General features: G+C 63.4%; 25 protein-coding genes. 12 read left to right on the forward strand and 13 right to left on the reverse strand.

What is annotated here, in order from left to right; translation table 11 throughout:
- Positions 1-232 precede the first annotated feature (232 nt).
- The 6 genes from ACYPXD_RS20305 (at position 233) to ACYPXD_RS20330 (ending at position 4,370) form a co-directional block, all read left to right on the forward strand.
- Complete coding sequence (locus tag ACYPXD_RS20305) at positions 233-1,027, forward strand: aspartyl/asparaginyl beta-hydroxylase domain-containing protein (protein WP_459715093.1); 795 nt, start codon at positions 233-235, stop codon at positions 1,025-1,027.
- A 193-nt stretch (positions 1,028-1,220) separates the two neighbouring features.
- Positions 1,221-1,502, forward strand: a complete 282-nt coding sequence (locus ACYPXD_RS20310; RefSeq protein WP_459715095.1) for a DUF6566 family protein — start codon at positions 1,221-1,223, stop codon at positions 1,500-1,502.
- 10 nt (positions 1,503-1,512) lie between these two features.
- A complete protein-coding gene (locus tag ACYPXD_RS20315; RefSeq protein ID WP_459715097.1) occupies positions 1,513-1,947 on the forward strand; it encodes a hypothetical protein in 435 nt (144 codons plus the stop codon).
- 111 nt (positions 1,948-2,058) lie between these two features.
- A complete protein-coding gene (locus ACYPXD_RS20320) occupies positions 2,059-3,150 on the forward strand; it encodes a DNA topoisomerase IB (RefSeq protein WP_459715099.1) in 1,092 nt (363 codons plus the stop codon).
- 81 nt (positions 3,151-3,231) lie between these two features.
- Entirely contained in the window at positions 3,232-3,909 is a 678-nt protein-coding gene (locus ACYPXD_RS20325; RefSeq protein ID WP_459715102.1) for a YrzE family protein, read from the forward strand.
- A 71-nt stretch (positions 3,910-3,980) separates the two neighbouring features.
- The gene (locus tag ACYPXD_RS20330) at positions 3,981-4,370 is read left to right on the forward strand and encodes an NUDIX hydrolase (protein WP_459715104.1); all 390 of its coding nucleotides are present in this window, start codon (positions 3,981-3,983) and stop codon (positions 4,368-4,370) included.
- A 68-nt stretch (positions 4,371-4,438) separates the two neighbouring features.
- On the opposite strand, the gene ACYPXD_RS20335 is transcribed toward ACYPXD_RS20330, so the two are convergent.
- From ACYPXD_RS20335 to ACYPXD_RS20355, 5 genes are all read right to left on the reverse strand, one after another.
- Positions 4,439-4,732, reverse strand: coding sequence for a DUF4148 domain-containing protein (locus ACYPXD_RS20335; RefSeq protein ID WP_459715106.1), 294 nt, complete (start codon positions 4,730-4,732; stop codon positions 4,439-4,441).
- A gap of 230 nt (positions 4,733-4,962) precedes the next feature.
- A complete protein-coding gene (locus tag ACYPXD_RS20340) occupies positions 4,963-6,390 on the reverse strand; it encodes an MFS transporter (protein WP_459715108.1) in 1,428 nt (475 codons plus the stop codon).
- 44 nt (positions 6,391-6,434) lie between these two features.
- A complete protein-coding gene (locus ACYPXD_RS20345; RefSeq protein WP_459715110.1) occupies positions 6,435-7,118 on the reverse strand; it encodes a CoxG family protein in 684 nt (227 codons plus the stop codon).
- A gap of 24 nt (positions 7,119-7,142) precedes the next feature.
- Positions 7,143-8,633 carry a UbiD family decarboxylase gene (locus ACYPXD_RS20350; RefSeq protein WP_459715112.1) on the reverse strand — a complete coding sequence of 497 codons (1,491 nt, stop codon included), beginning with the start codon at positions 8,631-8,633 and terminating at the stop codon, positions 7,143-7,145.
- Positions 8,634-8,788: 155 nt separating this feature from the next.
- On the reverse strand, positions 8,789-9,226 hold the full coding sequence (locus tag ACYPXD_RS20355) for a PaaI family thioesterase (protein ID WP_459715114.1): 438 nt from the start codon (positions 9,224-9,226) through the stop codon (positions 8,789-8,791).
- 460 nt (positions 9,227-9,686) lie between these two features.
- On the opposite strand from ACYPXD_RS20355, the gene ACYPXD_RS20360 reads away from it, so the two are divergent.
- Both ACYPXD_RS20360 and ACYPXD_RS20365 read left to right on the forward strand, forming a co-directional pair.
- Positions 9,687-10,682 carry a LysR substrate-binding domain-containing protein gene (locus tag ACYPXD_RS20360; protein WP_459715117.1) on the forward strand — a complete coding sequence of 332 codons (996 nt, stop codon included), beginning with the start codon at positions 9,687-9,689 and terminating at the stop codon, positions 10,680-10,682.
- A 4-nt stretch (positions 10,683-10,686) separates the two neighbouring features.
- Positions 10,687-12,324 carry a class I adenylate-forming enzyme family protein gene (locus ACYPXD_RS20365; RefSeq protein WP_459715119.1) on the forward strand — a complete coding sequence of 546 codons (1,638 nt, stop codon included), beginning with the start codon at positions 10,687-10,689 and terminating at the stop codon, positions 12,322-12,324.
- Positions 12,325-12,398: 74 nt separating this feature from the next.
- Here ACYPXD_RS20365 and ACYPXD_RS20370 read toward each other — a convergent pair whose 3' ends face one another.
- Entirely contained in the window at positions 12,399-12,989 is a 591-nt protein-coding gene (locus ACYPXD_RS20370; protein WP_459715121.1) for an NADPH-dependent FMN reductase, read from the reverse strand.
- Between the two features lie 301 nt (positions 12,990-13,290).
- Between ACYPXD_RS20370 and ACYPXD_RS20375 the strand changes: the two genes are divergently transcribed.
- Positions 13,291-13,686, forward strand: coding sequence for a KTSC domain-containing protein (locus ACYPXD_RS20375; protein ID WP_459715123.1), 396 nt, complete (start codon positions 13,291-13,293; stop codon positions 13,684-13,686).
- A gap of 194 nt (positions 13,687-13,880) precedes the next feature.
- Here ACYPXD_RS20375 and ACYPXD_RS20380 read toward each other — a convergent pair whose 3' ends face one another.
- The 6 genes from ACYPXD_RS20380 to ACYPXD_RS20405 form a co-directional block, all read right to left on the reverse strand.
- Entirely contained in the window at positions 13,881-14,258 is a 378-nt protein-coding gene (locus tag ACYPXD_RS20380) for a RidA family protein (protein ID WP_459715125.1), read from the reverse strand.
- 3 nt (positions 14,259-14,261) lie between these two features.
- Positions 14,262-15,647, reverse strand: coding sequence for an MFS transporter (locus tag ACYPXD_RS20385; RefSeq protein ID WP_459715127.1), 1,386 nt, complete (start codon positions 15,645-15,647; stop codon positions 14,262-14,264).
- Between the two features lie 70 nt (positions 15,648-15,717).
- On the reverse strand, positions 15,718-16,212 hold the full coding sequence (locus ACYPXD_RS20390) for a (2Fe-2S)-binding protein (RefSeq protein WP_459715129.1): 495 nt from the start codon (positions 16,210-16,212) through the stop codon (positions 15,718-15,720).
- Positions 16,213-16,214: 2 nt separating this feature from the next.
- Positions 16,215-18,533, reverse strand: a complete 2,319-nt coding sequence (locus tag ACYPXD_RS20395; RefSeq protein ID WP_459715132.1) for a xanthine dehydrogenase family protein molybdopterin-binding subunit — start codon at positions 18,531-18,533, stop codon at positions 16,215-16,217.
- Complete coding sequence (locus ACYPXD_RS20400; protein ID WP_459715134.1) at positions 18,534-19,430, reverse strand: FAD binding domain-containing protein; 897 nt, start codon at positions 19,428-19,430, stop codon at positions 18,534-18,536.
- A gap of 29 nt (positions 19,431-19,459) precedes the next feature.
- Positions 19,460-20,296: an alpha/beta fold hydrolase gene (locus ACYPXD_RS20405; protein WP_459715136.1), complete on the reverse strand. Its 837-nt coding sequence runs from the start codon at positions 20,294-20,296 to the stop codon at positions 19,460-19,462.
- 330 nt (positions 20,297-20,626) lie between these two features.
- On the opposite strand from ACYPXD_RS20405, the gene ACYPXD_RS20410 reads away from it, so the two are divergent.
- From ACYPXD_RS20410 to ACYPXD_RS20420, 3 genes are all read left to right on the forward strand, one after another.
- Complete coding sequence (locus ACYPXD_RS20410; RefSeq protein WP_459715138.1) at positions 20,627-21,418, forward strand: ABC transporter permease; 792 nt, start codon at positions 20,627-20,629, stop codon at positions 21,416-21,418.
- A gap of 89 nt (positions 21,419-21,507) precedes the next feature.
- Positions 21,508-22,500, forward strand: coding sequence for an ABC transporter substrate-binding protein (locus ACYPXD_RS20415; protein ID WP_459715140.1), 993 nt, complete (start codon positions 21,508-21,510; stop codon positions 22,498-22,500).
- 47 nt (positions 22,501-22,547) lie between these two features.
- Complete coding sequence (locus ACYPXD_RS20420) at positions 22,548-23,381, forward strand: ABC transporter ATP-binding protein (RefSeq protein ID WP_459715142.1); 834 nt, start codon at positions 22,548-22,550, stop codon at positions 23,379-23,381.
- 156 nt (positions 23,382-23,537) lie between these two features.
- On the opposite strand, the gene ACYPXD_RS20425 is transcribed toward ACYPXD_RS20420, so the two are convergent.
- The gene (locus ACYPXD_RS20425; RefSeq protein WP_459715144.1) at positions 23,538-24,572 is read right to left on the reverse strand and encodes a porin; all 1,035 of its coding nucleotides are present in this window, start codon (positions 24,570-24,572) and stop codon (positions 23,538-23,540) included.
- Positions 24,573-24,807 lie beyond the last annotated feature (235 nt).

Below are 24,807 nucleotides of genomic sequence, written 5' to 3' on the forward strand. Positions count from 1 at the left end.
CGAGCGATTTCAAACATCAACCTCGTTCGCACACCGTTGCTGCAGGACAGCAGTGCATTTCTTACGTCCTACCAGAAACGATTACCGGAGATTCGCCAGGTGGTTGCGTCTCCAACCGTTCGGAACCCTACAAGTTGTCGTGCGGCTGACACACTTGCCAACGTCGAACCTCATTTAACCTGTCGGCTAGCATACGATAGGCGTCGCTGCTTCGAATCCGCGCGAGGTTGCGATGAAAAGCAAAGACCTGGTGTGCTTCGCTGCGTTGTCCGCACTGATCTATGCGCGGCCGACTGCCCTTCCGGTTGTCGCGGGCATCATCGCGGCCGGCGTGTGCGACTTCCAGCGCAGCCGGCAATTCGACGCGATCAGCTGGCGGCGTTACTTCCTCGGCAACGGCACGCTCACCTGGCTGCTGTCGCCGTTCAATCTGCTGATCGACATGCTGTGCCGGCGCAATCTGCGCGTCTACCGGCTATCCGATCTGCCCGCCGCGCATCGCGACGAAGTCAGCGTGGTGATCGCCGCGTTCCGCGCGAACTTCGCGCTCGTCGAATCGCTCGCTTGCCAGATGCCGGGCAAGAAGCGCGGCATGTGCTTTCTGCGCTGGTATGGCCGGCGCTTGCAGGGGGCGCTCTGTATACCGGGCCTCGATCGCGACTTCAAGTACGTGCAGACTATCGGCTGCTCGGTATTCAACCAGCGTCAGCGCACTTCCGTGCACTACGGGCCGCTGCGCCTGACGCTGCGCTGTCTCTACAATCTCGACCCCGACCAGCACGGCGAAGCGTTTATCGATATCGCCGGCAAACGGCACTACTGGCGGCATGACCCGCTGCTTATCTTCGACGACACGCTTGTGCATCAGTCCGTTAACGATTCGGATCGCTTACGTTATTGCGTGTTTCTCGATGTGCTGCGGCCAAGTCCGCTCACGCCGCTGTTGCGTGTGCTCGTGAAAAGCATCGGCGGCGGCATTCTGTTCGCGCGGCGCGTGTTTTATGCGAACTGGGACATGCTGCGGTAATCAGTAGGACGCTTCCCGTCCACCGATCGCCAGCGGTTCGCGCCACGCGTTACCGCCGGCCCAGCACGAAATAGTCCACCGATTGCCAATCGGACACGACGCTCACATGAGAAGCGATCGCGGCCATGGAACGCGGCATGCAGGGAAGCCGTTATCTCCCGCCGTTAGCCAACTTTTTCCTGGTGTGATCATCATGAGCAAATTTTCCGAAGACGAGCGCGTCGAAGAGCAGCAACTCCAGCATCGCGGTTATCTCGTGCGCGTCAGCGCCCATCGCGACGAACTGGGAAGCTTCAAGGCGCGGCTCGATATCCAGCGCGACGGGAGCCGCATCGATATCGACGAGCCGGAAAGCATCGGGCCTTACTGGACCACGCGGCAGGAAGCGATCCGTGCAGGCATCGAACGCGCGCGATATCTTCTCGATAGACGCGACGGCCTGCTGCAGGACCGCAACCCGGCGCGCAATCCGTGAGGAGAAGCCTATGCTGCTGACCGACGAAGAAATCGCGCGACTGCAAAGTGTTGTGCCCCTATTGCTCGGCGAAGCGAGCACCGCGCTGCAGCTTGCACCGCACTACGACTTCACGATGGAGCTCGAAACGCATCTGCAGCCGGGCCTGCGTATACGCGCGCCTGAAACGCCCCGCGCGCCTGAAACGCCCGAAACGCGCAGCGACCGCAATACGCCGCCGTATCCGCTCGACCTGTTCGTCGGTCTGCCGCTCGACGAGTTGCGTGCGCTCGCGAAAGCCGACGATGCGTCGCAGGCCGAACGTGTCGCGCATTTCGGCGCCACATTCGCGCCGCGGCTTCTTCGCGCGATCAACGCCCAAACGCCGCGCGAGATCGATCTTGAAGCCGGCGTGCAAAGCGAGGCGGGAACGCTGGCCGTGATGCTCGACGACGAGGCGAAGTAGCCCGTCGCATCGCGCGCTGGCGCACCCAGGCAAATCCGGCAGCCGTCTGCCCCACCCAGGCACGCCGATTGCGCAACGACTGGCGCCCTCCAACCCCATGGAAGAACGCCTGTGAAGACCATGACGCGCGACACGGCGCAGGCCATCGCCGCGGCCATGCCGCCTGACATGCCTGCGGGCTTGCGACATGCGGACGATACGCGGCCCGGCTACACACGCAAGAAGCTCGCGCGCGGGTTCGCCTATTTCGACACGCGCGGCAAACGCATCGATGACGAGGCGGTGATCGCGCGCATCAATGCGCTCGTGATTCCGCCCGCCTACACGAAGGTGTGGATCTGCCCCGACCCGCGCGGGCATATCCAGGCCACGGGCCGCGACGCGCGCGGCCGCAAACAGTACCGCTACCATCCGCAATGGCGCGAGACGCGCGACGCGGACAAGTTCAGCCGCATGGCCGCCTTCGGCCGCGCCTTGCCGAAAATCCGCGCGCGCGTGCAGCGCGACCTCGCGCGCAGCGGCATTCCGCGCGAGAAAGTGATCGCGGCGATCGTGCATTTGCTCGATCACACGCTGGTTCGCATCGGCAGCGTCGAATATGCGCGCGAAAATCAGTCGTACGGACTGACGACGCTGCGTAAGAAGCACGTGAAAATCCAGTCCGGTGAAGTGCGCTTCCGCTTCGCGGGCAAAGGCGGCGTCGAACACGACGTGCCGATCGGCAATCCGCGCGTCAAGCGCATCGTGCGCAAGTGCGCGGACCTGCCGGGCCACGACCTGTTTCAATATCTCGATGAAGACGGCACGCGCCGCACGGTCGGCTCGGCCGACATCAACGATTATCTGCGCAACGTCAGCGGCGCGGACTTTACCGCAAAGGACTACCGCACGTGGGCAGGCAGCGTCTTTGCGATGGCCGCGTTGCGCCAGCTGGTCTGTGAGAACGCCACCGATGCGAAGCGTCATATCGTGGCGACGGTGAAGGAAGTCGCCACGCTGCTGCGCAATACGCCGGCCGTCTGCCGGCGCTGCTATATCCATCCCGAGGTCATCGCCGCTTTCGACGCGGGAAAGCTGACGAACCTTCCGCCGCAGACGGCGAGGCGCCATATGAAAGTCGACGAGATCGCCTTTGCGGCGCTGCTCGCGCAAATCGAGAAGCGCACGAGAAAAACCGGCCATGGAGCGCGCCCGCCTGCCTGAGGGCACGTCGCTTGCGCGGCAACATCATGCCGATCCCCGAAAACGATCGGTCTACTGATCTACTGCCCAATGGAGGCTGTCATGCGCTATCTGGAAACTCAGGAAGGACTGCCGCGTGTGTCGTGGGGCGCCGTCTTCACCGGCGTCACGATTGCACTCGTCGCATACGTGTTTATGTGCGCGCTCGGTGCGGCAATCGGAGCGACACTGCTCAATCCGCTCGCCCAGCAGGACCCGCGGGCATTCGGTTTCGGGTCCGGTGTATGGCTGATCGTCACGACAGTCGTCGCCGTTTTTCTCGGAGGCTATTTCGCCGGCCGCTGTGCGCCGCTGCTCGGCTGGCTGCACGGCATGCTGGCGTGGGCGCTGATGGTGCTCTGCGTCGTGGTGGCGATGACGTCGATCGTGAGCGGCGCCGTCTCGCTCGCGGGGCGTGTCGCCGGCGCGGGTGCCGCGGCGACGATGCAGTCCGGCAACGCAGGCGATGCGGTCAACGCGCTTTCGCAGGAGGCGCAGAATGCGATCGCCTCGATGGCCAACGCGGCATCGGCACCGATGTCGGATCCGAACGTGCGGCAGGCCGCCGATACCGCCACGCAAGCCGTCGCACGCGCAAGCTGGTTTTCGGTGGCCGCGCTCTTTGTCGGCTTGGTGATCGCGGTCGGCGCGGGCAGCCTCGGGTTCCGGCATCAGCCGGTGGTCGAGACCGCGAGACGCGCGCCGGCCGTGCGTGCCGAACATGCACCCGGGCGTCCTTGAGGATGCCTGCTTAACCGTGCATGTTCAGTGATCCGGACGGCGAGCCCATCGACGAGCAGGAGATCCTGGTCATGAAAATCCGCGCGACGGTCGTATGCGTGAGGGATTCGGCGATCCTGCTCGTGTCGAAACCGCAGTCGAGATGGGCACTGCCGGGCGGCAGGATCAGGACGAACGAGCGGCCCGCCGATGCGGCGCGCCGCGAGGTTGCCGAAGAAACCGGCGTGATCGTCGACGCGACCGTTTATCTGTTTCAGTTCCGTGGGTTCAGCACGTTACATCATGTGTTCCGGGCCGCGCTCCCCGAAGGCGCGGTCCCGCGGCCCGGCGAGGAAATCACGCGTTGCGGATGGTTCGCGCAGGCGGACCTCGAAACGCTGCACATCAGTATCCCGACGCGCGAAATCGTGAGGCTCGCACTCAAGCCTCAGAACGCGCTTGCGACGCTGCGCGTCGCCTGACGGCTGCCGCGCTGCCTGCCGTGCCCGCTGCCGGTTGCGACGCTACGGACACTGCATACATCGTGCAGTTATTGCGTGTCGTCGTTCTGATAGAACGTGCGGCCCGAGCCTGTGAGCTTCGCCGTGGCCGCAATGGTGCTGTACGTACCCTCCGTTCTCATCGTGTCGAGGCGGTGCTGCGCCGCCTGAACATTCTCGGGATACGCGGTCGGGTCCGACGTCGACGGGTTATAACCGGCGATTTGCAAGGCGACCACATCCTCTCTCACTTGCGCGCGCGTCAACGGCGCGTTCGATTGCGCATAGGCGCCGAGCGGCAGCAGACAGATGGCGCAAAGCACCGAAGCTTTCGTGACTTTCATGGCGGTCTCCCGACGGGGGTTGTAGCGTAAACCCCTATTTTACCGCCGGAAAACGCGCACGGCACCCGCGCGCGTGTCAACCGCACGCGCGCTCGATGACAGCCGGTTACAGGACGCTTCGGTTGCGTCCGGTCCGATGTCGGTGATGCTGTTTCGTTAGCTCAGTGTCAGCTTGATCATCAATGAAACGTCCTTATTCGTCGAACGAAAGGTCGCTGCGAATCGAACTGTCACGGCGCGATCTCTTCGAGGCTGCGCTCGCGCGTTTCGGTCATTTTCAGCGCGCAAATCGCGCCGACCACCGCGACGAGCGCGAACATCGAAAAGACCGAGCCGATACCCTGCTGATGCAGGAGCAAGCCCGCGAGCGACGGACCGACCGCCGACGCGAGGCGCAGCCACGAGGTCGCGAGACCCGTGCTGGTCGCGCGCATCCGTGTCGGATAGACCTCGGGCGTGTACAGATACAGCACGGCCGCAATCGATCCGACGATGCCGTAGCTGACCGTCGCGAGCACCATCACGCTCCATACGTCGTGCGCGCCGAAAAACCTCAGGCATGCAAACAGAACCGCCGCGACGCAGAACGCGGCGACCGTCCAGTTGCGCCGGCCCACGCGATCGATCACATACGCACAGACCAGCAGCAGCGCGACCTGCGCGATATTGGTCAGCGACGCCGCGCGCAAGGCCGTTTGCAACGGCAAGTGGTAAACGGAGCGATACAGCGTGGGCAGCCAGTTGTTCAGGCTGTTCGCGATAAAGAATGCGCTGGCCCATAGCACCCAGACGATCAGCGTGCGGCTGCGGTAGAACGGCGACAGCAGTTCGCGCCAGCCGGCGCGCGCGTTTTTTGAAACATGGGAAGCGGCGTGCACCGACTGCTTCGGCGCCGCCGCTGCAATGCGCTTGTCGGTGCTCGCTTCCATTTCCCTCACGATCGCTTCCGCTTCCGCGAACCGGCCTTTCGCGATAAGCCACCGTGGCGATTCCGGCAGACGCGACACGAGCACGGCGATCAGCAGGCCCGGGACCGCACCGATCCAGAACATGATCTTCCAGCCGACCAGCGGCACAAGCCATGCGCCGATCTGCCCCGCGCCCATCAGCCCAAGCGGAAAGATCAGTTCGTAAAGCAGAAAGTACTTGCCACGGCCGTGCGCGTTCGACAACTCGCTGATATAAGTCGCGGCGACCGGCATTTCGCCGCCGACGCCGATGCCCTGGATAAAGCGGCACGCGAGCAGCATCGGAAAACTGCCGCTCAAGGCGCAGCCGAGGCTCATCACCGACATGATCGCAATGGAAATCGTCGCGCTGCGAATGCGTCCGCGACGCTCGGCGAACCAGCCGAATATCAGCGCGCCGATAAACTGCCCGACATAGCTCGCGCCGATCAGAATGCCGATCTGCAGCGGCTCGATATGCCACAAGCCGATCAGCACGGGCAGCACGAACGCGATCGACAACGCATCGAATGCGTCGAAGAACGTCGCGCTGCCGACGATAATGCGCGCCCGCCTGTGCCATCGCGAGAACGGCACGCTTTCTATTCTGTGCACGAGCGCCGCGCTCGCGGCATCCATCGCCGTCTGCGCCACATGCGCGTCGGCGTCGACGGACCTCACGGCGCGGTGCAGCGCGTTGCCCTCCTGCATGGTTGTCTCCAGGTTTTTTGCGGCACCCGTGCGTGCCCTTGTTGTTATCGATGCAATACGTACACCGCGATCAATGCGATAACGACCGCCGCGCCGAGTGCCCAGGCCCAGGCCTTGCCGCTCAGGCCCGAACTCGCGCTGCCCTGCGGACGACCGAGCGCAGCAGCGGCAGCACCGGCTCCCGCGCCGCCTTGCGGCATCGCCCGCTGCGACGCCGCGCCATTCGAACCCGACGCCGGCGGCGCAGCCGAACCCGACGCCAGATCGCCCGCGCCCTCTTCTTTCGGCCCAACCAGCGCAGCCGTGAAGCGCCCGAAAAACTCCTCGGCCATCCTGCGCGCCACGCCGTCGATCAACCTTCCGCCGACCTGCGCAAGCCGCCCGCCCACCTGCGCGTGCGACCGGTACACGAGCCGCGTCGCGCCGCTGCTCTCCGATACGAGGTCGACATGCGCGCCGCCTTTGCCGAAACCGGCCGCGCCGCCCGAACCTTCGAAGGTCAGCGAATACGACTGCGGCGGCTGCAGATCGGTCAGCACCATCTTGCCCTTGAAGCGTGCCTTGATCGGGCCGACGGTCGCGGCCATCACCATCTGAAACTGGTTGTCTTCGACACGTTCGAACGACTCGCACCCGGGCACCGATGCCTTGAGGATCTCGGGGTCGTTCAATGCGGCCCATACGCGTTCGCGCGGCAGCGGCAAAATCTGTTCGCCCGTCAGTTCCATTGATGTTTCTCCCTGGCCGGCCGGTCAGCCGAGTATGTGTTGCCACTTCGCACGCGTCTTCTGCTGCAATTCCCTGCTCGCTTCCGCGACTTCCGGAAATTCCTTCAGGAAGTCGAAAGGACGGCATGCGTCGATGATCGCCTTCGAGTTGAACGGCGCCTTATACGGATTGGCAATCGACATCGGGTCGTTTTTCGAACCCATGCCGCGTTTGACGATGTCGATATCGATATCCGGGTCGGTGCGGGTTGCGACGGCCCACATCACTTCCTGCAGGTTGGCGGGGTCGATATCGTCGTCGACGACGATCGAATAGCGCGACATGTAGGCACCGACGCCGCACTGGCTCAGCATATGCGCGGCCTGGCGCGCATGGCCCGCATAGCGCTGGCGGATCGACACGACGTTGAACATGCGCGCGCCGCCGATTTCATGCGCCCAGACGCCGGCCACATCGGGCACGCCCGCGGCCTGCAGCGCATCGACGAGCAGCGCCGAGCGCATCACGGCCTTCGAGTACGAATAGTCGTTGGGCGGTTTCGCGGGCGGGCTGCCCATGATGATCGGGTTGCTGCGATGGTAGATGCGCTCGATCGTCACGACCGGCGCCGTTTCGGCTTTGCCCGGGTAGTAGCCGTGAAACTCGCCGAACGGGCCTTCGATTTTCACGTCGCCCGGGTGCGCATAGCCTTCGATCACGATCTCCGATGCGCTCGGAAACGGCAGCCCCGTCAATTGCCCTTTGACCACCGACACGGGTTTCTTCAGGATCGCGCCGATATAGTTGTACTCGCACATGCCGAACGGCACCTCGATGCCTGAAATCAGGTAGCCGAGCGGATCGCAGCCGATCACGATCGCCACCGGAAACGGCTTGCCGGCCTGCATATGCTTGTCGTACTGAATCGCCCCGTGCTTGCCCGGAATCATGTCGAGACCGACGTGATTGCGGTCGTGAATCATCACGCGGTACGTGCCTACGTTGACCCACTCCGAGTCGAGATCTTTCGTCACGACCATGCAGCCGGTGCCGATGTAGCGGCCGCCATCTTTCTCATGCCATAGCGGCGCGGGAAACGAAAACAGATCGACGTCTTCGCCGGACTGAACGTGCTCGAACACGGGGCCGTTACCGACCGTCACCGGCTCGTATTCGGGCGCATGCGCCTGCCATTGCTTCGGTTTGCCGCGTAGCGTTTCGACGAGCCCACGATGCGACTCTTCATGTCCGACACGCAGAATGGACGACAGGCGCGTGGGGCTGGCGGTGCTGCACGTCAGCACGCGATGCCCTTTCGGATAGCCGGGAATATCGTCGAACAGCAGCGCGGCGGGCCGCGCCTTCTTCACATTCAGTTCGCTGATCGCGCCGAGTTCGAGATTCCAGTCGGCGCCCGCTACGTCCGTCAGTTCGCCCAGTCCGCGCGCTTCTTCAAGCCATGCGCGCAGATCGAGCGCATCGGCGGTCGAACCCGGGGACATGCCCGGGGTGAGATCTTGTGTCACGTCCTTCACGTCCTCACTCCTGTTTGTTGTCCCCAACATTGAAGCAACGCGCGCGCGCCCGCAAGCGACCATCGTTCATATCGGGGATGAGAAGGATTCATGCAGCGCGGGCCTCGCGTTGTGGCATCGGATCGCGGCATAACGTTCCCGCACGCGAGGCGAGATTAATCGAGTTCGCCGCGCGGCGCATTCAACGGCTCGCGCCGCCCATATCCGCCCGCGTACTTGAATGTGCCTTGCGCGGTCGCGATCAGCGTCGTCGCATCGATCCATGCTTCGCCGCGCGCGAAATAGATCGAGCGCCCTTTGCGTTCGAGAAAGCCTTTGCCAATTAACGTATCCCCGACACCCTTGTCCAGGAAGTTGAGCGTCAACGATAAAGTGACGCCATGTATCGGCCGCTGCGGATCGGCGCTGTATAGGCCCGCATAGCCGCATGCCGCATCGAGCAGCGTCGCGACAACCCCGCCTTGCAGCACACGCTGGCGGTTCAGCATGCCGGGCTGCAAGCGAAGACGGAACTCCGCATAACCGTCACGCCATGCAATGCGTGTCATGCCGAGGCTGGCGAGAAACGGATTTTCGAGCGCGTCGATCTCCACAAGCGTTCCTCCGCTCAACCACCAGACCGGCCAGTGAACCAATGGCTAAGCGGTTCAGGCCACCCGGCGGTTGCCGGCCGCGCCCGGCCGCGATTCTGCAAAACGCGCTGCAAGACATACCGCGCATTGCACCGAGCAGCCAGCCGCGCGTGCGCTTGACCTTGCCCGCGCGCGAAGCGCCGGGCGTTTTCTTTACCGGTCGTCATTGATTGTTCCGGGTTTGTAATGATTGATTCGCGCGCGCCGATCGACGACGCTTTGCTCGACCGGCCAAGAGTGCATGAGTGCTTTCATCGCGCGCAAACTAACTTTTCTCATGCCCGCATGAAAAAGTTTCATTTCCTCGGGGCCGGCAACGGGCCGATCATCGCAGCATCCGTTGCGATCCTGTTACGTTCCGGCCATTGTGAAACCCCGCTAGAATCCGCATCAGTGATCCTGCACTGCGCTGACTCATTGAATGAGACCCTACATTCCCTCTCTGCAGAGCTTGCTTGCGTTCGAAGCCGCATCGCGGCACCTGAGCTTTACGCGCGCGGCGCAGGAACTCGAACTGACCCAAACCGCGATCAGCCATCAGATCAAGACGCTTGAAGACCGGCTCGAAGTGAAGCTGTTCGTGCGGCGCCGTAACGTGCTCACGCTCACACCGGCCGCGCGCGAATATCTGAACTCCGTGCATGAGGCGATCAATCTGCTGTCCATCGCCACCGCTCACGCGCGCAAGAAAAAGCCGAGCACCGTGCTCACCGTCACGTGCCTGCCCACGTATGCGGTCAAATGCCTGATTCCCGCGCTGCCCGAATTTCAAAACGCGCATCCGGAAATCACCGTGCACGTCGCGACGAGTTCGACCTTCAACGAATTCGAGCGCAACAGCTATGACGTTGCGATTCGCTATGGTTCGGGCCGCTGGGCATCGACGCGTTCGGACCGGCTGCATGGCGAAGAATTCTTTCCCGTGTGCTCGCCCGCAGTGCTCGCCGAAGCCGGCAAGTTCGGCTCGATTGCCGAAGGCCTGTCGCGCATGCGGCAGATTCGCACCTACTTCTATTCGATGTATCAGGACGACTGGCCCGCGTGGCTCGAAGCCGCCGTGCACGGGAACGTCGAATTCGCGAGCGAATCGGTGTTCCACCTGCAGCTCACGTCGCTCGCCGCGGCGGTCGACGGCGTCGGCATCGCGATCGGCCGCACACCGCTCGTCAATGGCGATCTCGCGAGCGGCAAGCTCGTCGCGCCGTTCGATCTGCGTGTGCCGTCGAGTTCCGCGTATTTCGTCACTTCGCCGATCGACAAGGCGCGCACGAAGAAGGTCGAGCTGTTCCGCGAATGGGCGCTCGCGCGGCTCGGCGAGCATCGCGTGCAAGATCGCCGCAATGGGCATGATGGGCACGCGGGTCGCCCGGCGACGCACGCGTCGGCTGCCGTCGTCGCAGCCGACTCCCCTTGCTGAGTTCATGTCCAGCGACAGTCCACCGGTAGTCGATCCGCCCTGGCGTACCGTCGCGGCGCTGCTCGAGCGGCATAAGCGCGAAACCCCGGGGAAGGACGCGATCGTCGATGTCGAGCGGCGCACCCGCGTATCGTTCGAACAGCTTGCGATCCGGGTCGACGGAATTGCGCGGCAACTCGCGCGGCTCGGCGTCAGGAAAGGCACGCGTGTCGTGCTGGCGAACTGTGAAGCACCGGATAAGCTGATGCTGTGGCTCGGCACCTGGCGGCTCGGCGCGGTCGTGTGTCCGCTCGATGTTCCGTTCGTCGGCAACGAGACCGCGCGCAAGTTGCTCGAGACGCTCGCGCCGGGTCTTGTCGTGTGCCCCGATGACGGCGGCGACACGCTGTCCCGCATGACGACGGCGCCCGTCGTGCGCTTCGCGGCAGGCGGGCTGGAGAGCATTACGCCGGGCCACGCGGACACCCGCCGCCTGGGGCCGGCCATGATGACGCTTGCGGCGGACGCGGCACCCGGCGATACCACCCCGCCGCTGCCCGACCCCGAAAGCGTCTGCGCGATCGACGATATCGCATCGCTGTGCTACACATCGGGCACGACCGGCATTCCGAAGATCGTCGTCTACGATCACGCGTGCTACTGGCTCAACGGCCTCGACAGCATCGACCTGCTCGGTCTCGCTCGCGACGACCGCACGCTCGAATACCGCTCGTTCGACTGGTACTCGGCACAGATCCTGAGCCTGATGCCGTTCCTGCAGCTGGGCTCGACACTTTGCATCGCGCGCAAGTTTTCGCGCAGACAGTTCGGCAACTGGGTCCGTGAGAATCGCGTCACGGTCAGCGCAGGCGTGCCAACCGTGCTCAATCTGCTGCTCGAAGCGCCGCTCGATGCACCCGCCGGTACATTCGCGTCGCTGCGCGCGATGACATGCAGCACGGCGCCGCTCTCGCCCGTTCAATGGATGCGTTTCGAAAAGCAGTACGGCATTCGGATTCTCAATCTGTACGGCTCGTCGGAAGCGGGCTGGATGTGCGGCAGCCGCTCGCAGCGCCGCAAGGTCGGTACGGTCGGCTATCCGGCCGCGCATATCCGCTTCGATATCGTCGATTCCGACGGTGTGTCGTGCGCGCCGGACGTGGAAGGGCAAGTGGTTGTCGACGGTGCGAAGCTCGCGCTCGGCGTGCTGCAGGCGGATGGCTCGATGCTCGCGATACGCGGCGCGCCGCTTTTTACGCGCGATATCGCGGCGCGCGACGCCGAAGGCTTTGTGCGCATGTCGGGCCGCATGGACGATCTGATCATTCGCGGCGGTGTGAAGATCGTGCCGCAGGAAATCGAAGATGCCATGCGCACGCATCCGGAGGTTCAGGATGTTGCCGCGCTCGGCGTGCCGGACCCCGTCTATGGTCAGGAAACCGTATGTTTTGTGGTGGCGCAGCCCGGCGCATCGGTCGATCCGCAAGCGTTGCGCGCGCATTGCAAAGCCCGCCTTGCGCGCGAGAAGATGCCGAAAGACGTGTTCGTGGTCGCGTCGCTGCCGCGCAGCGCACGCGGCAAGCTTCTGCGCGATGCGCTGCGCCAGCAATGGTGGCGCAGCGTGAGTATGCCGCCGGATCTGTCGGAGCCCGAGTTCGAGTAGACCGGCGTTTTGACAGCGAAAATTTAACCCGGGATGTCGGCAACGCGCCGCCGCGCGACACTACGCCCTATGCCCTACGCCATGGCCTCGCTGGATCGCGCGGCCTTCAGCGCCTGCGTCCACCAGAGCAGTTCCTCGATCAGCGTGGTCGCCTTGTCGTTGAGCGCGGTCAATTCAGACGTGACGTCCTTTCCCTGGAAGTGCTGCCACAACGCGCTCGCGGGAATATGAACCGAGGCCTGTACCGGCGCCACCTGCAGTTCGACGAGCGTCGCGCGCAGATGCTCGACGCTGCGCGCGCCGCCTTCGGCGCCATAGCTCACGAAAGCCGCGGCCTTCCGGCGCCATTCCGGCTTGACCCAATCCATCGCGTTCTTGAGGACCGCCGGGCTCCCGTGGTTGTATTCCGGCGTGACGATGACAAATCCATCGGCGCGCGCGATCTCGGCAGTCCAGCGTTTCACGATCGGATGCTCGTAAGGCGGGCGTCCGGGCCACGAAGGCGGCACGGCTTGATCGAAAAACGGCATCGGAAAGTCGCGTAGATCGAGCCATTGCGCTTCAACATCATCGCGTGCATTCAGACGCTCGAAAATCCATCTTGCAGGCTGTTCCGAAAAGCGGTTCTCCCGCGTGCTTCCAGCAATGACGGCAATGGCGACCATAAAGAAGCTCCTTCGTAACTTGATGAACTGAAAGGATGGCGATGCACCCGTTGATGTTGCCGGGCTTTTTCAGGCAGACCGCATCCCGTTGCGAATGGCGGAGGCCGGCAACGAAGCCGGAAAGTTAAGATCTACTTTTAATAGCTGTTATAAATATCTTTATAAGTTAAGGATGTAACCGGAGAACACCGTTTTACCAAAAACGGGAAAACGCAAAACTGCTTTCTCCGCAGGATCGGAATATTCAACGACGCCCCGTTGTTTTGAGTGCAAGTACTGTCACCGACGTTGAAGTCCCGTTATGCTTGCACGCCTAAGAAAATCGCTTTACCGGTCTGGAGAAGTCCTGTCCAGAGCATGCAGCTCCCTGTGCCGTGCGCTGCTTACGGCGGAGGCTTCGGTCACGCTTTTCCCGTCTATCCCGCCCGAGTATCAGCAGACGCGCGACTCGAAGCGGCCTCATGTGCGCATACGCGGGCAGCGCATCTATTCCGTGTTCCACGATGGCGAGACCAGAACGCTCGAGGTGCGTTACAGCGATGGCGACCTACGCTGGTATGCCGACGTCTCCGAGCGTGCGTATGAGGCGCTGTTGTGCGCGGACCGGCCCGACGAGGCGTTGACCCGGGAAGTCTTTTTGCAGGGTCGTCGGGATCGATCGGCGTGCTCGCGCATCCCGGAGGAAGGACAGCGATGACGCGCCGGCAGCGCGTCGATCAGTTCGGCTCTGCGAACACCGCGCACGGCTGCGGCCGTTCCTCTGCGGCCTTCGCTTGCGCAACACTGAGCGAGCGCGGCAGCTTCACGCCATGCTTTGCCGTGCGCTTCGCGCTCCTGCCACGGCAGGTTCGCGCTATGCCGTGCTGGACGCGCTACACCACGCCACGCGCGCTACGCCGTTCGATAGGCCACCATCTGCAACTCGACGAGAAAGCCATGATGCAGTTCCGGCACCGGCACCACCGCGCGCGCGGGCTTATGCGTGCCGAAATGCTCCGCATACAGGCGATTGAATTCCGGCCAGTTGTTCACATCGACGATATAAGCCGTGCATTGCACGACATCGGTCAGCTTGCAGCCCGCCTCTTCGAGCACGCGTTCGCAGTGCTGCAGCGTCGCCCGCACCTGGCGCGCAAAATTGTCGGGGCCGTCGACCGCCACACCCGGCCCCGGCAACATGCCGGAAACGAAGGTGAAACCGCCCGCCTGCACGGCTTGCGAATAATGACCGCCGGGCGCCGGCACCTTGTCGGTAAAAATAAAGTTCACGGTTCAAACCTCTTCGGGTAAGCGCTGCCCTCGCGTTTCCGGCAACCACGGCGCCAGCACGAGACCAACGAGATAAATAAAACCGACCGTCACGGCCGCATGGCCGTAACCGCCGAAACGGGCGATCAGCGTACCGGCGATAAGCGGCCCGGTCCACGCCAGAAAGCGCGGCACATTGAAACACAACGCGATGGCCGTGCCGCGCACGCGCGTCGGGTACAGCTCGGGCAGCCAGGTCGGCATCCACGTATATTGCCCGAGGCTGAAAAAGCCGGTCACGCAGGCAATGACGAGCATCAGCGCGATATCGTGCGTCCACATGAAAAGCACCGGCGTCAACACGAACGCCATCGCAAAGAACAGGAACGTGATGCGCTTGCGGCCATAGGCGTCGGCGAGAAAACCCAGACCGATATAGCCGGCAATCGCGCCCACGTTATAAGCCATGCCCGCGAAGCTTGCCCACGTCGCGGCATGCATGCCCGCGCGCGCGGCCACCGATCCGATATACGGCGGCACCCATGTCGAAATGCCCCACCATCCGAGTGTCGTCGAAAGCGACATCAGCACGGCAATGCAGGTGCGGCGACGCAGTTTCGGATCGCTGAGCAGATCGACCAGCGTGAAGCGGGCGAGCGCCTGCTCGCGTTGGTCGAGTGTCGCGCCCGCGCGCTTGCGCGCAAGTGTCGCCTTGCGATGTGCGTTGACGCGCTCCCACTGTTCGGATTCCGGAATGCCGGCACGCATCCACAGGGTCGCGAGCCCCGGCAGCACGCCGATCACGTACATGTAGCGCCATGCATGCTCGCCTGCGCCGCTCATAAAGAGCCATACCAGCGACGCGACGAAAAAGCCGGTGCCGAGCCCGCATTGCATCAGACCCGCGCCTTTGCCGCGATGCCGGTCGGGCCAGATTTCGGCGGTCATCGCCGTGCCGGTCGCCCATTCGGAACCCATCGCCAGGCCGACGATAAAGCGCAGCACGGCAAACGACGCCCAGTTCCACGACAATGCGCTCAAGCCCGTGGTGAGCGAGTACGCGAGTATCGCAAGCATCATCATTCGCTTGCGGCCGATATAGTCGGTCAGCACGCCGCCGATCAACCCGCCGATGCCCCAGCCGAGCAGCGTCAAGGCGATCACGAGGCCCGCATAGAACGGAATCTGGCCGCGCAACGACGGCTCGAGCAATTGCCCAAGCGCACTGCCTACCGTCAGGATCAGCGCATAGGTTTCGTAGCCGTCGAAAAACCAGCCGAGATTCGATGCGGCAAGCGCGCGCCACTGCTGCCCGCTGATCGACCGGTACCAGACGACGTTCGCGGCCGCGTCGTTTGCCGCATGCAGCGGCGCGCCGCCGGCATCCGGCCGCTCCAGAGGTTGATGCATCGACCTGTCTCCTTCGTTATTGTTCTGCGCCGTGCGCGGCTTGCGCGTGGCCGGCTCGCGCAAGCCGTCGCTAGGCGGCCACCGCCTTCGACTTGCGCATCTGCGCCGCGAGCTGCACGGCTTCGATAATCTCGGGGTAAGCCGCGCAGCGGCACAGATTGCCCGACAGGAAATGGCGGATTTCCGCTTCGGTCGGGTCGGGGTTGCGATCGAGCAGTTGCTTGCTCATCAGAATGAAGCCGGACGTGCAAAAGCCGCATTGAAACGCGCCGCATTCGATAAACGCCTGCTGCACGATATCGAGCTCGCCATTCGCATCGAGCGCTTCGACTGTGCTGACGTCGCCGCCGTCGGCCATCGCGGCGAGATAGAGGCAGCCCGATACGCTCTCGCCATTCACAATCACCGTGCAGCATCCGCACAGCCCTTGCCCGCAGCTTTCGCGCGCGCCATACAGCGCGAACTGCTGCCGCAGCACTTCGAGAATGGTTCGATGCGGTTCGATCTCGGCGCTGACCGGTTCGCCGTTGAGCGTGAAATGGATCAGGACGGAAGTAGCGCTCATCGTTATTCCTCTGCAAGCGGTTCGTTGCGCGCGGCGCACAGCGCGCGATAGACACTCTCGGGCGTCAGCGGCAGCGACTTCAGACGCACGCCGACCGCGTCTTCGATCGCTTCGGCAATTGCGGACGCGACGCCGAACGTCGCGCTCTCGCCGACGCCTTTCGCGCCGAAGGGCCCGTTGTTCTGTACGGATTCGACCGTTTCGCGGCCGATTTTCGCGGGGATATCGTGGATGCCCGGAATCTTGTATTCGGCGAACGAAGCATTACGCAGCTGGCCCACTTCGTCGAACTCCATGCGTTCGAAGAGCGTGATACCGAGCTGCATGATCGCGGCGCCGGAAATTTGCGTATCGACCACTTTCGGATTGATCGGCGTGCCGCAATCGACGACATTCTCGAACCGCAGCAGCCTGAAATGACCGGTTTCGGTATCCACCTCCACTTCGACGCCGCATCCGCCCACCATCCAGTTCGGCGTGATGTTTTCCGACTGACCCGTCTCGTGCGACGGCGACGCGTAGCCCGGAATAAAGCTGCCGATCCCGACGATATTGCCAGCCTGCATCTTGTACTTGCGGTGCAGCAGTTCACCGGCGCGCATCGCCGGCACGGTCGGCACGCCAAGTTCTTCGGCCAGCTGCGCGATCTTGCGGTTCACGTCCTCGGCCGCGAGGCGCACCGCGTGGCCCATATGGAAGGTCGAGCGCGAACCGAGCGTCGCCATGTCGTAAGGCGTCACATCGGTGTCGGGACGCATCACCTTGATGCGTTCGGCCGGAATGCCGAGCACGTCGCCGGCCATCAGCGCGATCGCCGTTTCCGACGCCTGGCCCATATCGACCGTGCTCGAATAGACCGTGCAGCTGCCGTCGCCGGCGAGGCTGATCATCGCCATCGAGGTGGTCGGCGCCACCAGCGCCTTGAAGCCGATGCCGATGCCGCGGCCGCGCCGCAGCGTGCCGGTGCCGCGCTCGAACGGCGCATTCCAGTTCATCCGCTCGACGACGCGTTCGAGTACGAGGTCGATCGCCGCATCGTGCATCGTCGTGCCGGTCGGATGCATGCCCCCTTCGTGCAGGATGTTGCGGCGCCGGAACTCGACCGGATCGACCTTCAAGGCGCGCGCGATCATATCGGCATGGCTCTCGTAGGCCCATACCATCTGCGGGATGCCGAAGCCGCGGAATGCGCCCGCGGGCGGCAGGTTCGTGTACACCTGATACGAATCGATCCAGACGTTTTCGATGTCGTAAGGCCCCGTTGCGGTGAAGCCCGACTTCTGCGTCACGCGCGGGCCGATATCGGCATACGCGCCGCCGTTCCACCACACTTCGCATTTGCGCCCGGTAATGCGTCCGTCGGCGGACACGGCGGTTTTCATGCGGAAGGTCGTCGCGTGCTTGGTGATCGTGAAGAACTGCTCTTCCATCGTCAGCGACACTTTCACGGGCCGCTTCGCCAGCAGCGCGAGCGCGACGACCAGCGCTTCGAGCTTGATATACAGCTTCGCGCCGAAGCCGCCGCCGAGCAGCGCCGATTTCACGCGCACGCGGTTTTCGTCCCAACCGAGCAGACGCGCGATTTCAATGCGCACGAACGACGGGCTTTGCGACGCCGTGTGCACGGTCAGCGTGCCCATGCCCGTATCGGGCTCGGCCACCGACACCATCGGCTCGAGCGGCGTATGCATGACCTGCTGCGTCTTGAAGGTATCTTCGAACACGTGCGCGGCGCTCGCGAAGGCCGCCTCCACGTCGCCGCGCCGCAGCCTGAAATCGAGCGCGACGTTGGTGCCCTTGCGGCCGGCCAGATGCTTGAGGTCGGGAAACGTGCCCGCGGGCCGCAAAAACGCGTGAACCAGCACGTCGTCCGATTGCGCGGCCTGGACTTCGTCGAACACGGCCGGCCATTCCTCGTAGTCGACCATGATCAGGTGCGTCGCTTCCTCCGCGATATGCGGATCGGCCGCGAGCACCACGGCCACCGGCTCGCCGATATAGCGCACTTTTTCGAGCGCGAGAATCGGCTGATCGTGAAATGCAGGGCCGAAGTAAGGCTCCGGAATCACCTTGACGATATCCTGCGCGGTGTAGACGCCGAACACGCCCGGCAACGCGCACGCCGCGCTCGTATCGATGGCGGCGATTTTTCCGTGCGCAACCGTGCTGCGCAGAATCTTGCCGTGCAGCATGCGCGGCAAGACGAGATTGTGAATATAGTCGGCGCGCCCGGTAACCTTCGAACGCGCCTCGAGCCGGTTCAGTGAGCGGCCTATCTGCTTCTGCGCCGGCTGTTCGTCCAGCTTCGTTTCAATCTTCATTTAGGCGTGGCCCTCGAATGCGGTACCGCGCGCGTTCGCGGCGGCAAGCGCCGTACGCACCGCGCGGCCCAGGTAGACCTTCAGCAACTGCTTCTTGTAACTCGCCGTGCCGTGCGAATCGCCGACGATATCGAGTTGCGCCGCGCCCGCTTCGCCCGCGTGGCGCAACGTTTTCTCGTCGCCAGGCTCGGCGCCGCGCAATAGCGTTTCGGCTTCGGTGAGGCGTGTCGGGCGGTCGGTCGCCGCGCCGACAATCACGCTCGCGTGTTTGATCGCCGCGCCCTCCATATCGAGCACGACGGCCACGCCCAGCGCGGGCCAATCGTGCGCTGCGCGCGTCGTCACCTTCATGTACGCCGCGGGACGGCCCGCTTGCGGCGGCACGATCACGCGCGCGATCAGCTCGTCGCGCGACAGCACCGTTTCGTAATAGCCAGTGCACAACTGTTCGACGGGCACCGTGCGCTCGCCGCGCGGGCCTTTAATGGTGACGCGCGCGCCGAGCGAACCGAGCACGGGCGGCATGTCCATGTGCGGATCCGCATGCGCGAGATTGCCGCCGAGCGTCGCGACATTGCGCACGCGCACATTCGACAGCGTGCGCAAGGTGCGCGCGAGCAGCGGCCAGCCTTCCTTCACGAGCGGAGAATGTTCGAGCGTGGCGAGCCGCGTCAGGCCGCCGATATGCAATTCGCCGTGCGTGCCGATGCCGACCTGCGCGTACTCGGGTTCGACATCGCGCAGACTCACGAGCCGCGTCGGCCGCAACACGCCCGCTTTCATCATCAGCATCACGGCTGTGCCGCCGCCCATCGGCCGGATATCCGGATCCTCCGGATCCAGCAGGGCGATCGCTTCGGCGAGCGACTGGGGCTTTGCGAGCTCAAACGGAATCATCTGGTGCGCTCCCTTTGTCTGTCTCGCGTTTATCGTGCGCAGCCGGCGCGATCGAGCAGCTTGTGCAGTTCGTTCGCGACGATGTCGGGCGTTTCGAGCGGCGTCAGATGGCGCGCCTTCGGAATCTCGACGAAGCTCGATCCGGCCACGCCCTGGTGCAACGCGCGCGCCATCGCGGGCGTCGCCGCGTAGTCTTCTTCGCCGACGATCACACACGCCGGCACCTTCACGTCCTTCATCAGCGCGCGGCCGTCGAACGCGCCGAGCATGCGGCCCGTCGCGGCGAACTGCGCGACGCCGTTGCGCAGGAACGTATCGACGCAGCGCTGCACAACTTCCGGGTTCGAAGCGCGGAAGGCATCGCTGAACCAGCGCGTGGTCTGGAACTCGACTTGCGGCGCCATGCCGACTGCTTCGGCCTTTTTCATGCGCTCGTCCCAGTCTTTCGGCGCGGTCTCGCCGTACCACGCAGTGGTGTCGATCAGGCCCGCGGCGATCGCGTCGGGATAGGTCGCGGCGAACTCGAGCGCGACGCAGCCGCCCATCGATGCGCCGGCGATCAGCACATTGCGAAAGCCGGTGCCGCACACGACGTCGTACACGTCTTCCGCGAACTGCGTCACCGTGTACGGTCCCGCGACCTTGTCGGACGAGCCGTGGCCGCGCGCATCGAGGGCGAGCACGGACGCGCGCGGCAGCAGTCGCTCGACGACCGGCGTCCAGAAGTAGCGGTCCATCGCAAGCGAATGGACGAGCACGACGCGCACCGTATTCTGCATTCCGCCATAGAGGCTGTAGCCGATGCGCGTGCCGTCCCGCACGCTGACGTGGGATGAAACGACATCGGGGCTGATCGGTTGATTCATTGCATTGCTCCGCTGGCCGAAGGGTGGAATCTGGACTGGCTCGATGCTTCGGGGGGTGGTTCAACCGGGTGTCAGGTCTGCTTCGAGCCGGTAAGCGGATATTGCGGGGCCGTTGCTGGCGCGGCAAACGACGATCATTCATGCCCCGTATGAAAACTATTCATTGCCTTGCGAAGAGGCGCATTGCGTGATTCAGGCGGGCTGCGCGCATGCTTCGCGCGCCCCTGCGGATGAATTTCTCTCATGTTCGGCATGAACAATTAGCGTTTGCCCACTGCCGGTCGCGCGGTCAATCTCTGTGGCAACCACTCATCACAGAGGTTGAATGCCGTGAACTTCACGAGGAAAATCCTGAATTCGCAGTGGGTCCGTCCTCTGCTCCTGATCGTCGTCGTCGTCGTCGCGTGGGATCTCGTGATCCGCGTGTTCAAGATTCCGCCGTACCTCGTGCCGACGCCCGAGGCGATCGGGCAGCAGATCGCCGCGCAATGGCCGATGCTGCTGCAGGAATCGCTGCCGACGCTCTATGCGACGCTCGGCGGCTTCGCGCTTTCGGTGCTGATCGGCGTGCCGATCGCGATGCTCGTGGCGGCGTCGCCGTTGATCGAAAGCTATCTGTATCCGCTCGTCGTGTTCTCGCAAAGCATCCCGAAAGTGGCCATTGCGCCGCTTTTTGTCGTCTGGTTCGGCTTCGGGCTCTTTCCGCGCATGCTCGTCGCGTTTCTGCTCGGGTTCTTTCCGGTCGTCGTTTCGACCGTGCTCGGCTTCAAGTCCGTGGAAAAGGATTTGATCGATCTCGCGAAATCGATGGGCAGCTCGCCGCTCAAGACCTTCTTCAAGATCAGCCTGCCGCACGCGCTGCCGTCGATTTTTTCGAGTATGAAAGTATCGATCACGCTGGCGGTGGTCGGCGCGGTGGTCGGCGAATTCGTCGGCGCGAATTCGGGGCTCGGCTTCGTGCTGCAGCGCGCGAACGGCAATTTCGATCAGCCGCTGATCTTTTCGGCGCTGGTCGTGCTTTCCGTGATCGGCGCACTGCTGTTCGTCGTGATCGACATGCTCGAGCGCATCGCGATTCCGTGGCATTCGTCGCATCGCGCGCGCCTGCTCGGCAAAACGTAACGCATTTCCGCGAAGCATGGCGGCAAGCACGGCGTGCAAAGCGCGGTGCGCGGTTCGAATTTCCACATCAGAAAAAGGCAGGAGACGATATGAAGCTTAAACGGCTATGGCGCGCGGCAGCGGCGCTCGGTTTCGCCGCGATCTGTTGCGCAAGCGGCAGCGCCTGCGCGAAAGACTCGTTGACCCTGATGCTCAATTACACGGTCACGGGCGCCGTTGCACCGTTCTATCTCGGCAAGGTGCGCGGTTACTACGACGCGGAGGGCATCGACCTGAAGCTGATTGAAGGTCACGGTTCGGGGCCCACCGTGCAGGCCGTCGCCACGCATAACGCCGATATCGGCTATGCCGATTTCAGCACGATGGTGAAGGTGGCTGCGATGGGCGCGCCCGTCAAGGCGATCGGCGTGCTGATGCAGGAAAATCCGACCTCGGTGGTCGGCCTCGCGGAAAAGAACATCAAGACGCCGCAGGACATCAAGGGCAAAACCGTGGCCGTCGCCCCCGGCGATGCATCGTCACAGATCTGGACGATGTTCATGAACAAGGTCGGCCTGAAAGACAGCGATTTCAAAACAATTACCGGCAACCCGCAAACGACGATCAATGCGGTGATTACCGGGCATGCCGATCTGCTGGTCGGCTTCGCGACGATTCCGCTGATCTCCGTCGAGGAAGCCACGAAAAAGCCTGCGCGTGCGATCCGCTTCGCCGACTACGACGTCAACGTCGCGACGCTCAGCATCATCGCGCGCAACGACATGATCAAGGACAACCCCGATCTGCTCAGGCGCTTCATGCGCGCGACGGCGAAATCGGTGAACGACGCGGAGAAAGACCCGGCCGCGGCCGTCGACGCACTGCTGAAAACGCTGCCCGCCGCCGGCTCGCGCGACACGATGATCCGCACGCTGCAAGCGACGATTCCGTTCTACCGGACGCCCGACACGGAAAAGCTGCCGATTTTCCACGTCAGCGCGAAGAACATCGACAGCTCGGTTGCGTCGGTCGTGCAGTACAGCAAGCTCGATGCGTCCGCGAATGCGCCGGCGAAGTACTACACGGGCGCGTTCGTGCCTTGAGCGCCCTCCGCCTGAGTCCCCTCCTCTTCCATCAAACCCGTTCCGCCATGACCACCGTACTGAAGCTCGACGAGACCCACTATCGAACGCCCGCCGCGTCGCCGGCACGGCCGCTGATCGAGTTGCGCAACGTGACCAAAAGTTATCGCAGCCGGCAAGGCACGATGCAGGCGCTGCGGCCGCTCGACTTCGAGATCCGCGAGCGCGAGTTCGTGTCGATTGTCGGCCCGTCGGGCTGCGGCAAAAGCACCCTGCTCAAAATGGTCGCGGGGCTCGAACCGATCTCGTCGGGATCGATGACGCTGTCGGGCCAGTCGATCAGCGGTCCGCAGAAAAATGTCGGCATCGTGTTCCAGAGCGCCGTGCTGCTGGCCTGGCGCACCGTGCTCGACAATATCCTGCTGCAAGCCGAAATGCGCCATATGCCGAAGCGCGACGCGCGTCAGAAGGCGCGCAAGCTCATCGAAATGGCGGGGCTGGTCGGCTTCGAGGAAAAGTACCCGTGGCAGTTGTCGGGCGGCATGCAGCAGCGTGTCTCGATCTGCCGCGCGCTGCTTCACGAGCCGTCGGTGCTGCTGATGGACGAACCGTTCGGCGCGCTCGATGCGATGACGCGCGAAAGCATGAATATGGAACTGCAGCGCATCTGGCTCGAGTCGAAGAAAACCGTGCTGCTGATCACGCACAGCATTCCTGAAGCGGTGTTTCTGTCGGACCGCGTGCTCGTGATGTCCGAGCGCCCCGGCGGCATCGCCGCGATCTACGATATCGACCTGCCGCGCCCGCGCCCGCTCGAAGTGATGGCCACGCCCGCGTTTCTGCACTACACGAAGACCATTCGCGCGCACTTCAATGCGCACGGGTCGCTCGACGATCATTGATTGCGTTGCATTGATAGCGCCGAGCACGCCGAGCACGCCGAGCAGGCGGTAAAAAATGGCAGAAATCGCGAGATTCCTGCCATTTTTGTTTTTGCTTCGGCTCGGCTTGACCGGCTGAAACCGAATAAAGCGGACGCTGCGCGCCCGCCTGAACCGCTAGAACCAGTGGTTGATACCGAACGAGATACCCGTCTGCTTTTCATGCCCTGACGCATTGAGCGTCGCATTCGTCACGTATACACCGGTGAAGTGTGTATAGTCGATGTCCGCATAGAGTTCGGTGCGCTTGGACAGCAGATAAACGATGCCAAGAATCGCCACGTCCTTGCGCCCATCGACGCCGCCCGTCTTGTTCCGGTTATCGTAATACGCGGCTGTCGCATTGAAGAACCGCGTGATCTGATAACGCACACCGCCCCACAGGTACTGGTTGCGCGTCTTGCTCTTCACGCCGACCGGCACGTCCTGCATATCGAGCGAGTAGCCGGCCATCATATCGACGGGGCCGACGGACAGCGTGCCGCCCGCCGTGTACTGGTCGTTGCTGAAGAACTGGTTCGACGTCGCCGAGAGCGGGTTCGAGCGGTGCGTATAGCCCGCGCCGAGCTTCACGGTCTCCGTACGGTAGTTGAGGCCGCCCGCGAGCACCGAGCCGTGCGAGACGCTGCCCGGCACGCCGCCCACCGCCACCTCGCCGCGCAGCACCCATGGCCCGAAATCGCCGTGATAGTTGATGTCGTTGTCGTCGCGGCCCGTGTTTCCGCCCGATACGGCCGTCGATTCCGTGATGCTCAGGTAATGGAAGTCGAACGGCTCGAAGTCCTTGGTCAGATAGTGCTGCAGCGTAAACTGCCGGCCGATGTCGACCTGCCCGAACGGTCCGCCGAAACCGACCGTCGACGTCCGCTGGAAAAGCTGGTTGTTCGTGTTGTTGTTCTGGCCTGTGGAAAGCACATAGCCTGCTTCGAGGTTGAAGCGCACGTAGTATCCGCCGCCCAGGTCCTCCTTGCCGATAAAGCCCCAACGGTTCGAGTTATACGTGCCGTTCGACGCCATCGAAAGCGCGGCGCCGCCCGCTTTGGTCCCGTTCACCAGATTGCGCAGGCCGCCGTCGAGCGAACCGTATAGCGTCACGCTGCTTTGCGCATGCGCGGTGCCGCCCGCTGTGCAGCCCATTCCTACCACCGTCATTGCCGCCAGCGATCGCGTCAACATCACGACGCGCGCAGCGCCAACCGCTCCTCCTTTTTTATGCATATCTCACCTGTTGATGTCGTTCTATTCGTGAGGCCGGACGTGCAATGCCTGAGCGCGAGCAAGGCCCGATGAGGAACGGCGCCGCGTGCGGCCGGCCGCTCGAAGCGCCGCTGTCTCCAGTCGACGGCGCTTCGATACACACACGGGGCGCGCTTTTCCTTCAGCCTGT

This window comes from Paraburkholderia sp. 2C (genome assembly GCF_054589215.1).